The organism is Candidatus Paracaedibacter symbiosus (assembly GCF_000757605.1).
GTDB lineage: Bacteria > Pseudomonadota > Alphaproteobacteria > Paracaedibacterales > Paracaedibacteraceae > Paracaedibacter_A > Paracaedibacter_A symbiosus.
Genome location: NZ_JQAK01000006.1, coordinates 17,233 through 32,268, shown reverse-complemented (window position 1 = coordinate 32,268; position 15,036 = coordinate 17,233). Strand labels below are relative to the sequence as shown.

The 15,036-nt window shown below is 36.5% G+C and carries 13 protein-coding genes and 1 pseudogene; 8 read left to right on the top strand and 6 right to left on the bottom strand.

Annotation, left to right across the window (positions count from 1 at the left end; all coding sequences use genetic code 11):
- The first annotated feature begins 8 nt into the window (after window positions 1-8).
- Together IG80_RS0110630 and IG80_RS0110625 are read left to right on the top strand one after the other, a co-directional pair.
- On the top strand, window positions 9-2,363 hold the full coding sequence (locus tag IG80_RS0110630) for an F-box protein (protein ID WP_032114036.1): 2,355 nt from the start codon (window positions 9-11) through the stop codon (window positions 2,361-2,363).
- 116 nt (window positions 2,364-2,479) lie between these two features.
- Window positions 2,480-2,734 (top strand): hypothetical protein, encoded by a 255-nt coding sequence (locus tag IG80_RS0110625; RefSeq protein ID WP_032114035.1) that lies wholly within the window; start codon window positions 2,480-2,482, stop codon window positions 2,732-2,734.
- A 78-nt stretch (window positions 2,735-2,812) separates the two neighbouring features.
- On the opposite strand, the pseudogene IG80_RS0110615 reads toward IG80_RS0110625, so the two are convergent.
- Window positions 2,813-5,869 (bottom strand): annotated as a pseudogene (locus IG80_RS0110615) (Tn3 family transposase).
- A gap of 129 nt (window positions 5,870-5,998) precedes the next feature.
- Between IG80_RS0110615 and IG80_RS0110610 the strand changes: the two are divergent.
- A complete protein-coding gene (locus IG80_RS0110610; RefSeq protein WP_032114032.1) occupies window positions 5,999-7,189 on the top strand; it encodes a tyrosine-type recombinase/integrase in 1,191 nt (396 codons plus the stop codon).
- A gap of 256 nt (window positions 7,190-7,445) precedes the next feature.
- Here IG80_RS0110610 and IG80_RS13575 read toward each other — a convergent pair whose 3' ends face one another.
- Window positions 7,446-7,838 (bottom strand): tyrosine-type recombinase/integrase, encoded by a 393-nt coding sequence (locus tag IG80_RS13575; RefSeq protein WP_052046377.1) that lies wholly within the window; start codon window positions 7,836-7,838, stop codon window positions 7,446-7,448.
- Between the two features lie 182 nt (window positions 7,839-8,020).
- On the opposite strand from IG80_RS13575, the gene IG80_RS0110600 reads away from it, so the two are divergent.
- The 5 genes from IG80_RS0110600 (at window position 8,021) to IG80_RS16970 (ending at window position 11,164) form a co-directional block, all read left to right on the top strand.
- Window positions 8,021-8,314 (top strand): reverse transcriptase domain-containing protein, encoded by a 294-nt coding sequence (locus IG80_RS0110600; protein ID WP_156962186.1) that lies wholly within the window; start codon window positions 8,021-8,023, stop codon window positions 8,312-8,314.
- A gap of 35 nt (window positions 8,315-8,349) precedes the next feature.
- Window positions 8,350-8,598, top strand: coding sequence for a hypothetical protein (locus IG80_RS0110595; RefSeq protein ID WP_032113179.1), 249 nt, complete (start codon window positions 8,350-8,352; stop codon window positions 8,596-8,598).
- A gap of 283 nt (window positions 8,599-8,881) precedes the next feature.
- Window positions 8,882-10,087, top strand: a complete 1,206-nt coding sequence (gene ltrA / locus IG80_RS0110590; RefSeq protein ID WP_156962095.1) for a group II intron reverse transcriptase/maturase — start codon at window positions 8,882-8,884, stop codon at window positions 10,085-10,087.
- Window positions 10,068-10,694, top strand: coding sequence for a group II intron maturase-specific domain-containing protein (locus IG80_RS0110585; protein ID WP_052046375.1), 627 nt, complete (start codon window positions 10,068-10,070; stop codon window positions 10,692-10,694). Before ltrA ends, IG80_RS0110585 begins: the two co-directional genes overlap by 20 nt.
- Before the next feature lie 227 nt (window positions 10,695-10,921).
- Complete coding sequence (locus IG80_RS16970) at window positions 10,922-11,164, top strand: helix-turn-helix domain-containing protein (RefSeq protein ID WP_075553237.1); 243 nt, start codon at window positions 10,922-10,924, stop codon at window positions 11,162-11,164.
- On the opposite strand, the gene IG80_RS0110580 is transcribed toward IG80_RS16970, so the two are convergent.
- The 4 genes from IG80_RS0110580 to IG80_RS0110565 all read right to left on the bottom strand — a co-directional run bounded on the left by IG80_RS0110580 (window position 11,115) and on the right by IG80_RS0110565 (window position 14,679).
- Window positions 11,115-11,627: an FAD-dependent monooxygenase gene (locus IG80_RS0110580; RefSeq protein ID WP_032114030.1), complete on the bottom strand. Its 513-nt coding sequence runs from the start codon at window positions 11,625-11,627 to the stop codon at window positions 11,115-11,117. The two genes, IG80_RS16970 and IG80_RS0110580, sit on opposite strands and share 50 nt — an antisense overlap.
- Window positions 11,612-12,421, bottom strand: coding sequence for an FAD-dependent oxidoreductase (locus IG80_RS0110575; protein WP_032114029.1), 810 nt, complete (start codon window positions 12,419-12,421; stop codon window positions 11,612-11,614). The genes IG80_RS0110580 and IG80_RS0110575 overlap by 16 nt, the downstream gene beginning before the upstream one ends.
- Window positions 12,422-12,561: 140 nt before the next feature.
- Entirely contained in the window at window positions 12,562-13,983 is a 1,422-nt protein-coding gene (locus IG80_RS0110570; protein WP_032114028.1) for an FAD-binding protein, read from the bottom strand.
- Window positions 13,984-14,007: 24 nt separating this feature from the next.
- Window positions 14,008-14,679, bottom strand: coding sequence for a hypothetical protein (locus tag IG80_RS0110565; protein WP_032114027.1), 672 nt, complete (start codon window positions 14,677-14,679; stop codon window positions 14,008-14,010).
- Window positions 14,680-15,036 lie beyond the last annotated feature (357 nt).

The window sequence follows — 15,036 nt, the reverse complement described above, 5'->3', positions numbered from 1 at the left end:
GTTAAAGAATGATTAATAAACAGTTATTAACCACAATCCTACTTTTGAGTCCTTCCCTAGTGCATAGTGCAGAAGAACCTTTTTATAGAGATAAGGCCGAAGATCTTAATTCCCGATATACTCTTTCTACCATACCAGATGAATCAAAGCTTAAAATTCTTTCATTCTTACCTTTGCAAGATTTAGGCAAAATGGGCGAGGTCGACAAGACTTTTTCTAAACTTACTAAAGATAAAGCGCTTCTAACGCTTCTTTTCAAAGAAAAATTGGCCGCCCTAAAAGATTTACAAGTGCTAACTCCTTCAAAAAAGCATAAGATCACATTTTTTGATAAAGCTGAAGAATATTGGGAGCATCTCCAGGATACTTCTGATTCAACTCACGCCGGCTATCAACCCTGGCCTTTTTTGCATGAATTTTATCAATTTTATAAGGTACCCAACGACATTCTTAAAGAGCTAATTAATCTACAAATTAATAATAGATTAAAGTTCCAAAAAATTATGGCTATAGGCTTATCTGCAGATAACCTTTTTAAAGTTAAAGCAGATATTTATGAGCAAAAGAGCATTATTAAAGCTTGCTTAGGTCAAGATCCTGATAAAATTATTAAGGTTGCGCAATATTTTTCTCACCTGAATATAACCCATATAAAGATATACAAGTATATTTCATTACTAGAAGCTTTCCTTAAACTACCTCCTGAAAAGATGGAACGCGCTGAAAGCTACCTGCAACTCCTCCTTACAAAAGATAAATATATTGAAGACTATGATAAGTTATTGCATAACTCTCTTACATTGACTTCTAACCAACTTAATGAAATTTTAGCTACCTATGAAGTTTACGCAGACAAACTGAGAGGCTATGAGGCCAATCTCGAAACTTATCTTCCCTTGACGCCTGAGCAGATTAAAGCGCTCGCTGAATTAGAAAAAGAAGATCTTCTTCTGGACTTAAATGATTATGAATACCCCTTCATTCTTAAAGCTTGTTATACCTTAAGCCCAGAGAAAATTAGAAGTATTTCATTAGCTCACATAGCACTTTTTCGAAATGTAGGGTATCCAGCTGAGGAGGCTGGTGCCCTAGATGAGCAGGAAGGTATAGATCTTATGGAAGCTTGCTTTTCACTAACACCAGAACAAATGGAGATAATTCAAGAAAATCCTAAATTATATCGTGAAACAAGGGAAGAATACGATTTTGAAGAGGAACATGGATCCCTTATTATATCAGCCTTATCTTGTTTAACTCCTGAACAGATTAAATGCCTTGCAGTTAATTCCAAAAAACTTGGCCTTAATCAACGAACTCTTATCAACCGATCCATTTTTATTCATTGCCTTGATAAAGTAACTCCTGAGCAAATTAGCGAGCTTAGTCAGGATGCCCCCTACATTCTTCACAATAAATTAAATGATTTCGACTTACAAAAAGCAATAATACAAGCTTACTTTACTTTAGAGCCTGAAGTAAGACATAAGCATATAGAGGCGATTAAAGCTTATAAAAAAGACCTCTTTAGAGAAGGTATAAGTGCAAAAGAGCATGGTATTATTGTTTTTAATTGCCTTAAATTAACACCAGAAGAAATAATAGAGCGTTTAAATACAATTAAAAGTCATGAAAAAGACCTCTTTAGAAAAGATATGGATGAAGGTGAGCGTGTTGACATCCTTGCACATTGCCTTTTTTTAAAGCCAGAAGAAATAACAGAACGCTTAAAGACAATAAAAACTTATGATGATGGGATATTTAAAAAAGGTATACCCTCTTATCATTTTGCGGATATTATGTTAGCCTATCTAGAATTAACTCCTGAGCAAATAATAAATACTTCGCAGAATACTAAGGGATTATGCGATAATCCAGAATGGTATTCACGGGCTTTTCTTATCGTGGATTGCAAAAATTTAGATCAAGGTCAAACTCGTGTTATTGCCACTCACGCAGAAAATATCTTTTATGAAGATATGGATAATGATGATCGAGCCTTCATTACCGCTGCTTGTCTTAAATTAACGCCCGCTCAGATAACAGAACGGGTGGAAGCGATTAAAACTTATACTCAAGATTTTATTATGAAAGATATAAGTGGAATTGATAAATCACTTATTATCGAGGCTTGCCTTAACCTAGTACCAGAAGAAATAAAAGAACGGATAGAGGCTACAAAGCTTCATATTAATGATCTTTTTGCACTTAATATGGATGAATATATTCGCCATTTTACTATTAGACAATGTTTATATTTAACTCCTCATGAATTGGTGGAAATCATAAAAACGATAAAAACCTATGAGGAAAGGCTTTCTAAAGGAGATAACAAATATGGTATTTTTAGTGCCTGCTTTTTTTAACTCCGCAAAAAATTATAGAAGTCTCTAGAATCATAGAAGACCTCTGTAAAGAAGAGAGAAAATGGTATAGTTCTGCCCAGCTTCTCATAGATTGTAGACAGTTAACCGCAGCGCAGATGCTTATAATAAAGCCTTATGTACCCAATCTTTTCACCGAAGATATGAACGATACACATCGTAAGCTTATTGCGGAGGCATGTATTGAGTTAACCCCTGAAGAGATGAGAGAACGTATGGACGTTATTAAGGATCATTCACAAGAACTTGCTAAAAAAGCTATCAAGGATGAACAACGAGCCCAACTTATTGCAGAATGCCTTAAATTAACACCAGAACAAATTATTGCAAAGATAAGTTTTCAATCTTCGTAAAAAACTACAGATATATGGCTCCAACTACATAAGCGGGTCAAATTGTTCCTAAGGCCCCTACAGATCGATAGAACACTTTTAAGCCGCTTTTAGTGCCATGATTTTCCTTACATCAAAAGAATTCTGGTTATGGGCATATTTGGTAAAATCATATTCACCTTGCATATTAATATGTTGCCAAATGAGGATAGATCCTCGCTGCATAAAATTAATCATAAGCTTTCTTTCTTCCAAACTAGCTTTACTGGCAAGTAACTGCGATAAATACAAATAGTTCCATAAAATAATAGCATTCTGGATAAGCACTTTACATGCTGTGGCAATTTCTAACTCTTCTTTTTCTCCTTGTTTAAATTCCTGATTGTTAGCGAAGAAAACAGCTTTAGAAAACCTATTCGTTAATTCGATTTTGTTAAGTTGCTTTTCAATTCTTTGCCTAAGCTCAATATCATCTAAGTAGGTTAGAATGAATATAGACTTAATAATTCGCCCAAACTCCTTAAGAGCCTTATAAAGTGGATGATCTTTAGCATATGAGCTTAAGCGTTTAAAAAGCTAAGAGGCAGATGTAACCTTAAGTTTGAGAGTTACCATAAAGCGTAAGATATCATCCCAATATCGTTCAATTAATTTTAAATTGATGATTCTACTGGGAAGTATTTTATATCCGCGAGCTTCATAAGTTTTTTTGTCTGAAAAAGCATAAATCTTTTGATCTCCAATATTTTTTAGGCGAGGAGCAAAAGCTGTATCAATAAAGTGTGTTGCTGCAAAGATAGTATCAGTAAACCCATGCGTATCCGTTGAGTGGATGTTGCTCTTGATAACTTCATTTTGTAAAAGTCCATCAATAACATAAGCAGCTTCACGCTCAGAAGAGCTAATGACAGTAGAATGAAAAAGAAGCTGACGCTCATCTAAGAATGTATAAATTGAAACACCTTTTCCAAAATATTTATAAGAATGGCTTGCGATTAAAGAATCTGCTGAGACATTAACCTTACGCCCATCGCTGCTGGTATGCAGCTGATCCAGATTGTGCCGAAAGGCACTGCTTAGAAAGAGTTTATCAACCAAGCGAATAATTTTGTTATTAGCTGCTTGGATATTCTTTAGGCTAAAGTGCCAATTGACCATATTGTTTAAAGCATCTTCGCTAATTCCTATAGAAATGTTTGCAAGCCGATTTAACCCAATATTACAGCCTTTACCAAGAATGCCTGCAAATACAATTTCTGGTTGAGGTTTCATTTTCTTGTGCTTGATGCTGAAATGTTTAAATGAGCCAGTAAATTGAGTAACTTGCTCAATGTCTGTAAATACCCGCAATATAGGAACAAATCCTGTCTGAGAAAGCAAGGAGAATGCATATTCTTCCTCACTGCTTTCTGTTTTAGGGGTTACTATTTTGATTTTATGGTTTTCATCGATAGTTAAAAGGTTGTTTTCTCCTCTTAAAAAACCTTTATTAACATGATTATATTTGTGATCAAGTTGTTCTTTAAGCTTATCTAGAGTTTCTTTGAAATTACTAAACTTATCAAGACCAGCACTTTTCAATAATGATTGGCGCTCAGACTGCCAAGCCTCCTCACCAATAAGATAATCTTGAATAGCTTTATAACGATAAGAATAAAGAAGGTTAAGGCGTCCTGCTTTAATGGCTTCAGCCATATGCATAAATAAAAGAATTTTATAAAGTGAAATCCTTAATTTCCCTTGGTTATAGCAGAGTTCTTGCTCTTCGGCTTTCATAAAATCACAAGGAGCATCATTTCCTAATTCACCATCAGATGAAGTAAAGTAATGGATGGCAGCAACAATATGGGGATCAGAGGTTAGAGCATTGAACTCTATATTTTTCACAATGTTGGAAACTCTTCGTTGCAGCTTTATAGAGAGTGATTCTAAAAAATCAAAAAAGAGTTGGTTTTTTGCTATATTATCAAGGGTTTTTTCCAGTTCAATCAATTGGGCCTGTTCAGTAGAGGTATGTAGAGTATTATAATTATTAACCAAACCCTCGATTTGCAATAATTTATCTTCTGAGGAGAGGTGAGTGGACTTTATAATATTAGTAATTTCTTCAATCAGTTTACGGGAGTCCTTGTGAGCAGACGAAAGCTTGCTAATAGCCTGATTCCGGCTAGTACGATTGGATTGTTCACCCTGATTAAGTTTATTATGAGCTGAATTAATGGCTGCTTGTACTGATTTTAAAAAAATATCAGTTAGCGCATCCTGCCTATAATAAAATTGGTGTTTAATGTAACACAATAAGTATAAGTAGACCTTATTTTTGTTAGCAAATTTGGTAAGTTGAAAGATGGTAGATTTCTGTACCCAAGTAGCAAAGTACTCTGTCGCTTGGTCAGATAAACAGAGTTTTTCAAAAATAGGTTTAAATTCATGAAAAGGTTCTTTGAATAGTTTAAAGGATTCAATGTTTTCTTGAATATCTGAAGGCCGCAGAGATTGATTTAGATGCTTCATGAGGGTGAGGGGGGATCTTTCCATTTTATTCTTATTGTGTTTTTCTAAGCCTGCCATGTGTTTAAGCTTTTCCTGATGGCAGAGAGATAGAGATTGTCCAATTATTTTCAAGAGATCTGTTTCAAAGTCGTTATAAGACTGAGTAATAAAGGTTGAGAGCTGGCTGTACGAAGGGATTTCAATTTTATTTTGCCAACAAAAATCTATAATGGATAAGAATATTTGCTTAAGCGGCAAATGTTGCTGCACCAATTGCAAAATGCGAGCTTTGATTCTCGCTTGTTGTGTATTGTTGAGAGGTTGCCAGTGGAGTAGTTCTAAAATTTTGCGCCGATGAATTTGGATGGCTTTATTTTGATAAGCCGACATATTAATGTCATCATGGTTAAGTCCAAGTAAATCAATAACATATTTAATATCTGATTCGTGATACTGTTGGGTTGTAAAGAATTTACCATTGGCTTTAAAATAGCTAAGCTGTAAAGTAAAACCTACTTGATTGATTGGTGTACGTAAATTTTGGATAATGTTAAAAGCTTCCTTGTTTACGGAGAAATACCAAATACGGTCTTTATCTTCGAATAAAGGTGGGGAATCAAATTGACGTTGTTCAGATGCTGATAAAATAGAGAGTTTAGTCATGCGATTTTCTTTCATGAGAGGTGGCGCATATTATAGTAGCTAGGATAATAGGGGTAAGCCTAACAATTGACAATAAGGGTGATAATCTTTATTATCACCCTTATTGGGAGTCCGTGAAAGCAAGGCCAAATGAAGCCACCATTACCAATTTTTGATAGCCTTGAGTATATTGATAAAGTTGACCTGAGTTCATCTTTGCCTGATAATGCTAATGTAAACGACTGCCAGAAAGCTCTAGAGTTTCTAAACTGCTATAAAGGAAGCCAAGGAACATTTAATGCATACCGTCGCGAGATTGAGCGGTTACTTCATTGGTGCACTCTGATTGCTAAAAAACCTTTGATAGAATTAAAGCGTCATGACATAGAAGAGTTCATTCACTTTTGTCAAAAGCCACCTAAATCTTGGATTGGTATTAATAAAGTCACTCGCTTCATAGCCAAAGAAGGAAAACGAATATCCAATCCAGAATGGCGCCCCTTTGTTGTTACTGTTTCAAAAGCTGCTTATCAAAAAGGAGAAAGGCCTAACCCAAAAAACTTTGAAATTTCTCAAAGCGCTGTTAAAGATAGCTTTGCCATTTTAAGTTCTTTTTACAATTACCTTCTCCAAGAAGAATATGTCTATATGAATCCGGTGGGCCTTATACGACAGAAAAGCAAGTTTATTAGAAAAAATCAGAGTCAGCCAAAAATTAGAAGACTTTCGGAACGACAATGGCAATATGTGATACAGACGGCGCAAGAACACGAACGCACGCTCTTTATTATGTCAGCTCTGTACTCTTTGTATCTGCGAATTTCTGAACTCTCTGCAAACAAACGATGGAGCCCAACAATGAACCACTTCTATAGAGATAGTGAGGAAAATTGGTGGTTTACGACTGTTGGCAAGGGTAACAAGCAGAGGCAAATTGCTGTTAGTGACTCCATGTTAGAAGCGTTGAAGAGATGGCGAAAATACTTAGGGTTATCCGCCCTTCCCTCACCTGCTGATCTGTCTCCTGTATTGCCAAAAGCAAAAGGGCAAGGAGGTATTGGCTCTACCACTTACATCCGTAAAATAGTTCAGTCATGCTTTGATCGAGCTGTTAATAACCTTAATAAAGATGGGTTCATAGAAGAAGCAGAATCTTTAATAGAAGCTACAGTTCATTGGCTAAGGCATACTGGCATCTCAGACGATGTAAAACGTAGACCGCGTGAGCACGTCCGGGATGATGCCGGGCATGGCTCAGGAGCCATTACTGATAAATACATCGATATTGAGCTTAGAGAGCGACATCGATCAGCTAAAAGCAAGCTAATCCTCTCAAAATAGGCCTTAGGAGCAATTTGACCCGCATATGCAGTTGGAGCCAAAAATTCTGTTGCTTGCCGAAGAGGTTTATCCGCTAAGTGGGCGTTTGGGTGTGGGTCGTTGAGGCTTGAGTATGGCCTAAGAGCTTCCCAACAAATACTTAGGTTTAAGTCACTTGAAATAAGATGGGAAGCATGTGTGTGACGTAAATCATGGATGCGGACATTTTCTAGGTTAGCTTGCTTAATAACTTTGCTCCAAAATATTTTTACTTCTTTTATAGGTTCTCCTGCCACTCGCCCAGGAAAAAGATAGACTCTTGAGAATTTAATTTTTTTAAAGAATTCAAAAGCTCAAGTGTTTTATCAGAAAGGGGAAGGTGTTCTTTCTTATTCTGCTTAGTTAAATGAGATGGTTTAGTCCAGGTTCCTTTTGTTAAATCAAACTGCTCCCACTTTGCTTGTAAAGCTTTGCTCTTACGTGAGCCTGTTAAGATTAAGAGCTTAAAAACATAAGTAGTAAGATGAGAAGGATATTTGTCAAGAACAGCCCAAAGTCGTTGTAATTCTTCATTGTTTAACCAGCGATCTCTTTTTTCTTCTTGGAATTTTTGGATTCCTTTTGCTGGATTATCTGTGCGCCATCCGCATGAAACTGCTAAAGAAAACATTTTCGATAGAAGGGCAAGAATGCGATTTGCCTGATAAGGTTTATTCCCCAAGCTTGTATGAATATCTTCAATTTCGCGGGGCGTCCTACATTGATAACTTTCAAGGCACCTAGGGTGGGTAGGATGTAATTTTTGAGCAATCTTTGATCCTCAGTTAGGCTTTTTTCTCTCTTCTTTTGGCCATGGTGGTCGACAGCCAAATCAGCCATGATTGCTTATTAAAAAACATTCCAATGGATAAAATAGTTCTGAGGAAATTCTTAAAAGCAGGCTTTATGGAAAATGGACGACTCAACCCTACTGAAAAAGGAACAGCCCAAGGATCGGTGATTTCTCCTGCGCTTACGGGGTTAGCTTTGTCCGGATTGGAGAAAAAGATCCTCCCCACAAGCGAGCGTCAAAAATGGCGTGAGAAAATCAACGTCGTTGCCTATGCTGACGATAGTGTGCCACGAGCACAAAGAAGGATTGTATGAAGCCAGAAGTATGATTTGAATTTGTGTGCAACTGTATGAGAGATGGAGGTAGGCCCTCCGAAGCCGCTTTGCAGGAAGAGGCTTCAAACCACTCTAAGCTGCGCTGGTCAAAAGCCAGGGTGGTGAGCGTTAGAGAAAAGGTATCTTGCAAGATATCAGGTAAGAATCAAGGAGATGAAGCGATTAAACCACTGCTGAAGTGTCGAAAGCGTATCGATGAGATCAAAACCGAGGGGGAGTCGTTAACTCGGGATAAGCTTAGCGGAAACCTGTTTACTGGCTAAGTGGTCTCCGGCATAGAGGTGGCATGAACTTGACTCAGGCTCTTATATGGAACGTGGGAACTTGTGCTCTGATGCAAAGGGAGACATCCAAGTGGAAGCCCCACAAGGATTAGAGTACCAAAGCAGAGCACAGGGGCGGATTGACTCGTATTAGTGAGGAAGTTAGTGAAAGCTAATGGAGCGAAGGGGTCGAGTTATCTGGTTTTACTATTGAGTCAACCATGAAGATGGAAGGAACGAAGTGAGTAAGACGAAACCATTTTGTATTTCCAAGCAAAGCGTAATGGCCGCTTGGGAAAGAGTTAAGGCGAACAAAGGGGCCTTTGGGGTTGATGAAGAATCTATTGAAGATTTCGAATTAAACTTAAAGGATAACCTTTATAAGTTATGGAATCGAATGTCATCGGGTACCTACTTTCCTCCACCAGTGAGGGCAGTGGAAATACCGAAATCTGACGGCAGTAAGCGTTTATTAGGAATTCCGACCGTTTCGGATCGAATTGCACAAGCAGTTGTTAAGAGCTACTTGGAAAATATAGTCGAACCGAAGTTCCATGAAGATTCTTATGGATATCGTCCTGGGAGATCAGCATTGGATGCGGTAGGAGTAGCCAGGAAGCGTTGTTGGCGGCAGGATTGGTGTATTGATCTGGATATCAAAGGCTTCTTTGATAACTTAGATCATTCATTGATGATGAAAGCAATAAAATTCCATACAAAGGAGAAGTGGATTCATCTTTACATTGAGAGATGGCTAAAAGCCCCTTTACAAACAGAAGATGGAGAACTGATCAAAAGGGAGAAAGGCACTCCCCAAGGGGGAGTTGCTAGCCCTTTGCTAGCCAATATATTCATGCATCATGCGTTTGATGAGTGGATGAGGAGATACTTTCCTAATGTAAAGTATGAGCGTTTTGCAGATGATATTTTGGCGCACTGTAGTTCGCTAAAGCAAGCGGAAAAGGTGCTGGAGGGAATCAGGAACAGATTGAAAGAATGTGGTCTTGAGTTACATCCAGAGAAGACAAAGATTGTGTATTGTAAGGATTCGGATCGCAAGGGCTCTTACGAGCACGAAAGTTTTGATTTTCTTGGGTACACATTTCGTCCTCGTCTGTCAAAGAACAAGATGGGGAAGGGCTTTGTAAACTTTACGCCCGCGATTAGCAAAGAAGCTGCAAATCGGATTAGAAAAGAAATCCGAAGTTGGAAGATTCATCTGCGAAGTGACAAGAACATTGATGACCTAGCAAGGATGTTCAATGCCTATGTACAAGGATGGGTAAATTACTATGGACGATACTACAAATCGGCCATGTATCCATTTTTGCGTAACATAGAGCGTTATCTGATCCGATGGGTTATGAGGAAATACAAAAGATTCCAAAGGCATAGACACAGAGCAAGGAATTGGCTGGGTCGTGTAAGAAAACGCGAGTCTGGATTATTTGTTCACTGGAGATTAGGTCTTGGATCACCGGTTAGATAATGGGAGCGGTGTGAGTCGAGAGGTTCATGCACCGTTCTGCGAGCAGCATTGGGGGAAGTTCCCGATGCTGACTCACCTCATTATCCATTGTCGTTCTTTTGAGGAAGCTCAGAAGGCATTAGAGTCAATTAAAGCAAGACTTTCCATGTTTGGTCTGTCTGTACACCCGGATAAGACAAAAATTATATTCGCAAAAGAAGATGGAAGGGAAGGAAGACATCCTTTCCAAAAGTTTACTTTCTTAGGATATGACTTTCAACCCCGGCAAGTAAGGAAACCAAATGGAAAGATATGCTTAGGATTCATTCCTGCTGCGAGCAATGGAGCTAAAGTAAAAATCAGGCAAACCGTAAGAAGTTGGAGATGGAGAACTAGAGTCGATAAGACTCTTGCAGATCTAGCCTCATGGGCGAATCCGATAATTCGCGGGTGGTTGAATTACTATGGAAAATTTGCTCGGTACACATTAGGAGGTATTCTGGATTATATTGATAAGCGACTAATTAAGTGGATAAAGAAGAAGCATAAGATGGGAAGTCACAGGAAAGCATGGGAAAGGTTAAAATGGATAAAAAAGACCAACCCTAGACTTTTCGCCCATTGGTAATATGGAAATCTGATACCGCGATAAGAGGAGCCGTATGATGCGAGAGTATCACGTACGGATCTGTGAGAGCCTGAAGTATCGACTTTGGGCTACTCGACATCTTAAAAAAAGCAGTCGGCATATTCTCAACAATCCGCAAATGAAGTTTCGGTTTATGAAAGATCACAACCATTGCTTTGCCGTTGAACGGATGTCGAAAGTATTAGGTGTGTCAAGGAGCGGCTATTATGTCTTTCTCCAAGGTTCACACCCCCAAGAGAGCCCAAGAGAATGCTCACTTGCTTCAGCATATTAAAACTGCCCATGAGTCAAGCCGAGGGACTTATGGTAGTCTAAGAATTCAGGCAGTCCTTAAGTTCCAAGGTAATCTGTGGTGGTCCCCAATTATAGGACAGTTTAGCAGCAAAATAAGATTACATTTCAAATTTTTTTGGCAAAATTTCTTTTTATCCGATCAGTTATTTCTATAAAAGATACCCATAAAAATATAACCCAATATAGAGGAAATAATATGTATAGCCTTTGAGTACTTAATCTTCTAGATATTTTTTTAATATCAACTAATGAATTGCTCATCATAGTATATTCATGAAACCAAAACTTTGGGAAAATATTATGAAGGAAAATATCTAATCTATATTTAGTGTTGTATAAAATTGTTTTTCCTTTATTTTTAAGGATGTAAAAATGCTTATTGGATAATTTAAATAATATATCTGTTTGAGATTTTCTTATTTCAAAATATTGCTTAAATGCTTTTTCTCGGGAAGTTGGAAAACTCTCTAGCATCTCAGCCAAGCATTTACTATCTTCTAAAGCTGCATTCATTCCTTGGCCATAAAAAGGAAATATGCCATGGGCAGAATCACCTAAAAAAATTATTTTGTTCTCTATGAACCATTTATTTAATTTTACAGCTACAAATTTTCCCAACCTTTTTTTTCATCAAAATTGCTTAAGGTTTTTACTTCTCCAAATAAAGCCTTAATACATTTTTTTGCTTTTAAAGAAAAATTTTTATTATTACTGGCACAGTATAATAAAGAAATAGATTTATCTTGATTAGGGATTCCTACACAAAGAGATTCTTTAGAAGACCATATATGTAGACTACTAAGGCTTAATTTGCACTTTTTTACTTCATTTGAGTTAAGTTTAAATTCTTTATAAGCCCAAGGAAAAACCTCTAATGACCACTGCAAGCGATCAGCAAAAATACTTCTTACCTGTGAGTTAACACCATCGCTGGCTATGATGAAATCAAATTCTTGAATATGAATTATTTTGCTAATACGATCTCTATAGCTGATATAGCAAGAATCATTATTATAACTGATGTTGGTTATTTCCTTATTAAATTTAAAATTGATATTGCTTAGGGTTATTATTTTATCAAAGAATATTTTTATTAATTTATGTCTAGGGATAGAATAGAGAGATGATCTGGAACTTGGTCCATATTTCTGGTATATATCAAGAGACCTTGAATGAATTATTCTTCCGGCCAAACGTATTGATTTATGCTGAACATCCTCCCACAAATCCAGCTTTTTTAAAGAGTATTTACCTCGAAGGTTAATTGTATAATTGAAAGACAATCCTGTACTTGTGTTAAATTCTAATGGATTAAATTTATCAAAAAGAGTTATCTCGTAATCCTTTTTTGAAAGCCACAGAGCGGATGCCATACCGCCAATACCGGATCCTATAATAGCTACTTTAATCATATAGCTCTTACCCTTAAAAGGTTTATAAACCTCAATAAATCAATGATTACCGTTAAATTAGCTTATGCTTTAGATAAAAAATTTAAATTATGTTTAATGGTTATTATTTAAACCACTTAGGTCCCTTAAAAGTATTTCTTTCAGCTTTCCTTTAAGCAGAGAGATTGAAAAACATTATTAGGATCATATTTCTTTTTGTTGCTTTTCCAGGTTTGATAATAATCTCCATAATGTTGTTGCCATTGTTGGTTTGACATTTCGCCTAGCCAGCCTGCAAGGCACCTTTTTCCTCCTAATGGAAGTAACCATTCATCCAGTTTCTGAAAACTATCTATAACTCTAGAAAGATTTCTAGGCTCAACTGCACTAGGCAAAATAGCCAATCCTAAGGTTAAACCTAGAGCTTTCATAAAAGATGGTGGGCAATTATCCTCTAAAGCAAAAATACGATATGTTAAACCATCTCCAAAAAATATGGGAAGTTTTGTTAGTAGTTGCGGAAAAATTTCAGATAAAGTGCTAAAAGGCAAAATACACTCCCACCATGGATGGGGTAGTTTCCAACTTCCACTCTTTTTAATATTTTGCGCACGAGCTCCATAACGCATTAAAAAATCCACTGTAAAAGAAACCCCCGTTTTTATAAGGTATCCTCCTTGAGTCTTTTCTCCTAAAATAGCTTCAGTTGGTTCTTGCTCATCATATTCGATAGAAATTTGAAGGCTATAAAGCCAATGATTTAATGGAACCCAACTTTTATCCTTTGCTTGGAGACCAAGTGGCGTGGGTGAGCAAAAAGCTTCGAGGTAATCAATCTGATTCTCAACAAACCATTTTTGAGCAGCTAGCCATATCTTATAATCTGAAAATATTAAATAAAAAGTTTTAATGTTTGACTTAAATTTCCTCAAATCAATAGTAGCAGAAGTAATCAAACTGCAGTAACCTAATCCACATAAAGTTGATTCAAAAAGTTCTCGATCTTCGTGAGAATTACAAATCTTGATTTCCCCCTTACCTGTTACAACTTCAATTTCTTGAACATTACTGCTGGTACAGCCATATATATGGCTGTTTCCTCCAATTCCACCAACAGATAATATTCCCCCTATGGTTAATTCAGGAAAAAAGGGCATTACTTTGGGTATAAGTCCATAAAGGGTTGTTAAAAGAGCAAGTGATCGCCAGTCAGTCCCTCCTTGGCACTTAACAGTATATGTTTCAAGATTAGGCGGTTCAATTGTAGACATTTGAGAACAATCAAGGGTTACTGTTTCTCCAGTGCCAAGACTCTGGCCCCCTTGACTGTATCCTCGGCCACGAATAACAAATTTAATATTATGAGTGTTAGCAAAATTAATGAGATCTCTACAGTCAGCTGCTGTTTTCGGATATACACGTGCTATTGAACGGCCAATAGCTATTCCTCCAAAGTCTTTTGAAACTTCAGAAAGGTTTTCACTATCTTCATAAAAAGAGATTTTTGTTTTATTTTGGCACTCTTTTATATTTTGAAGCATCGTCTGGGGTTGATTATTTGTGTTGATAAATGGTGTATTCATATCTTAAATACTTTTTGCTTTTTTTTAGGCGTAAATAAAGTTGTTATAAAATTGATCAAAAAGAGTGTTGATACCCTCATAAAAACGATCAACAAGTGCAATAGCTTGAAGGCGCTCTTCTTCATTTAGCTGAAGACTAACAAGCTCTTTCATCAAGCTTTCCTCAAAAACAGCGTGATTTTTCTCTACTTCTAGATGATGACTTGAGAAATATTTTAAATCAGCATTATAACCTTTAAGCTTTACAAAATTAGAAATTTTTTCAAAAAACACATGCCCTCCTGATTCCAGAGCAAGTATTAAGGTAATTTTTTCATGATCTTTAGCAAGATTAAAAACTTCTGAAATCATGCGGTATGAAAAATCTCTTGCAATTTCATTTTCTTTAGAAAAGAGCCAGGCAATATTATTGTGTTTATTATTGCCTTTATTTAAAAAATTTATATCTTGTAAAAACCAGAGATTATGCCCTCCATCCTCAACTTTATGGTGAGTTGCGATTCGACGTAAAGCTTTGCTATTTATGCGAGGAGGGATTAAACGCAAAATATCCTGAAAAGCCATTACCCAAAAGGTTAACTTTACCGCAAAATCCATAGCATTGAAAAAATCTTCTTGCTTATCTAATTCTTCAAAGAAGGAGTGATTTCTATGCTCATTCTGTTTTTTTATTATATGTTTTTGTAGCGCTAACATTTTTTATTCTCTTCTTACAAAATAGTTTATAGTGCTTTATAAAAAGACTGAATTTTTAATTTATTTCTTCTTTAAGAAGAAACTAGCTTTGCCCTAGGCTCCAAGGCTTGTTGTTCCTAAAATAACACTGTACTGGAAATCAGGTTCTATATTCCGTGGGTTGCTTTCAATGATTTCCATTTTTATCTCCATTATTTTGTTTGACCTAATTTTTTTGTATATTTGCTTCATCTTAAAGTGACTTTGGCTGTCTTAGAGGGAACAGCAGCCCCCCTTGTTAAAGATATTGGCATTTTCCGAAAGATTAATTTATACGTACTAAATACTTACTTATTATGGCCTGATTTTTTAAATTCC

Excerpts from the sequence above, each read along its gene's own strand:
- IG80_RS0110630 (WP_032114036.1), top strand. The coding sequence starts at position 9 with ATGATTAATAAACAGTTATTAACCACAATCCTACTTTTGAGTCCTTCC.
- IG80_RS0110625 (WP_032114035.1), top strand. The coding sequence starts at position 2,480 with ATGCTTATAATAAAGCCTTATGTACCCAATCTTTTCACCGAAGATATG.
- IG80_RS0110610 (WP_032114032.1), top strand. The coding sequence starts at position 5,999 with ATGAAGCCACCATTACCAATTTTTGATAGCCTTGAGTATATTGATAAA.
- IG80_RS13575 (WP_052046377.1), bottom strand. The coding sequence starts at position 7,838 with ATGTTTTCTTTAGCAGTTTCATGCGGATGGCGCACAGATAATCCAGCA.
- IG80_RS0110600 (WP_156962186.1), top strand. The coding sequence starts at position 8,021 with ATGGTGGTCGACAGCCAAATCAGCCATGATTGCTTATTAAAAAACATT.
- IG80_RS0110595 (WP_032113179.1), top strand. The coding sequence starts at position 8,350 with ATGAGAGATGGAGGTAGGCCCTCCGAAGCCGCTTTGCAGGAAGAGGCT.
- ltrA (WP_156962095.1), top strand. The coding sequence starts at position 8,882 with ATGGCCGCTTGGGAAAGAGTTAAGGCGAACAAAGGGGCCTTTGGGGTT.
- IG80_RS16970 (WP_075553237.1), top strand. The coding sequence starts at position 10,922 with ATGTCTTTCTCCAAGGTTCACACCCCCAAGAGAGCCCAAGAGAATGCT.
- IG80_RS0110575 (WP_032114029.1), bottom strand. The coding sequence starts at position 12,421 with ATGATTAAAGTAGCTATTATAGGATCCGGTATTGGCGGTATGGCATCC.
- IG80_RS0110570 (WP_032114028.1), bottom strand. The coding sequence starts at position 13,983 with ATGAATACACCATTTATCAACACAAATAATCAACCCCAGACGATGCTT.
- IG80_RS0110565 (WP_032114027.1), bottom strand. The coding sequence starts at position 14,679 with ATGTTAGCGCTACAAAAACATATAATAAAAAAACAGAATGAGCATAGA.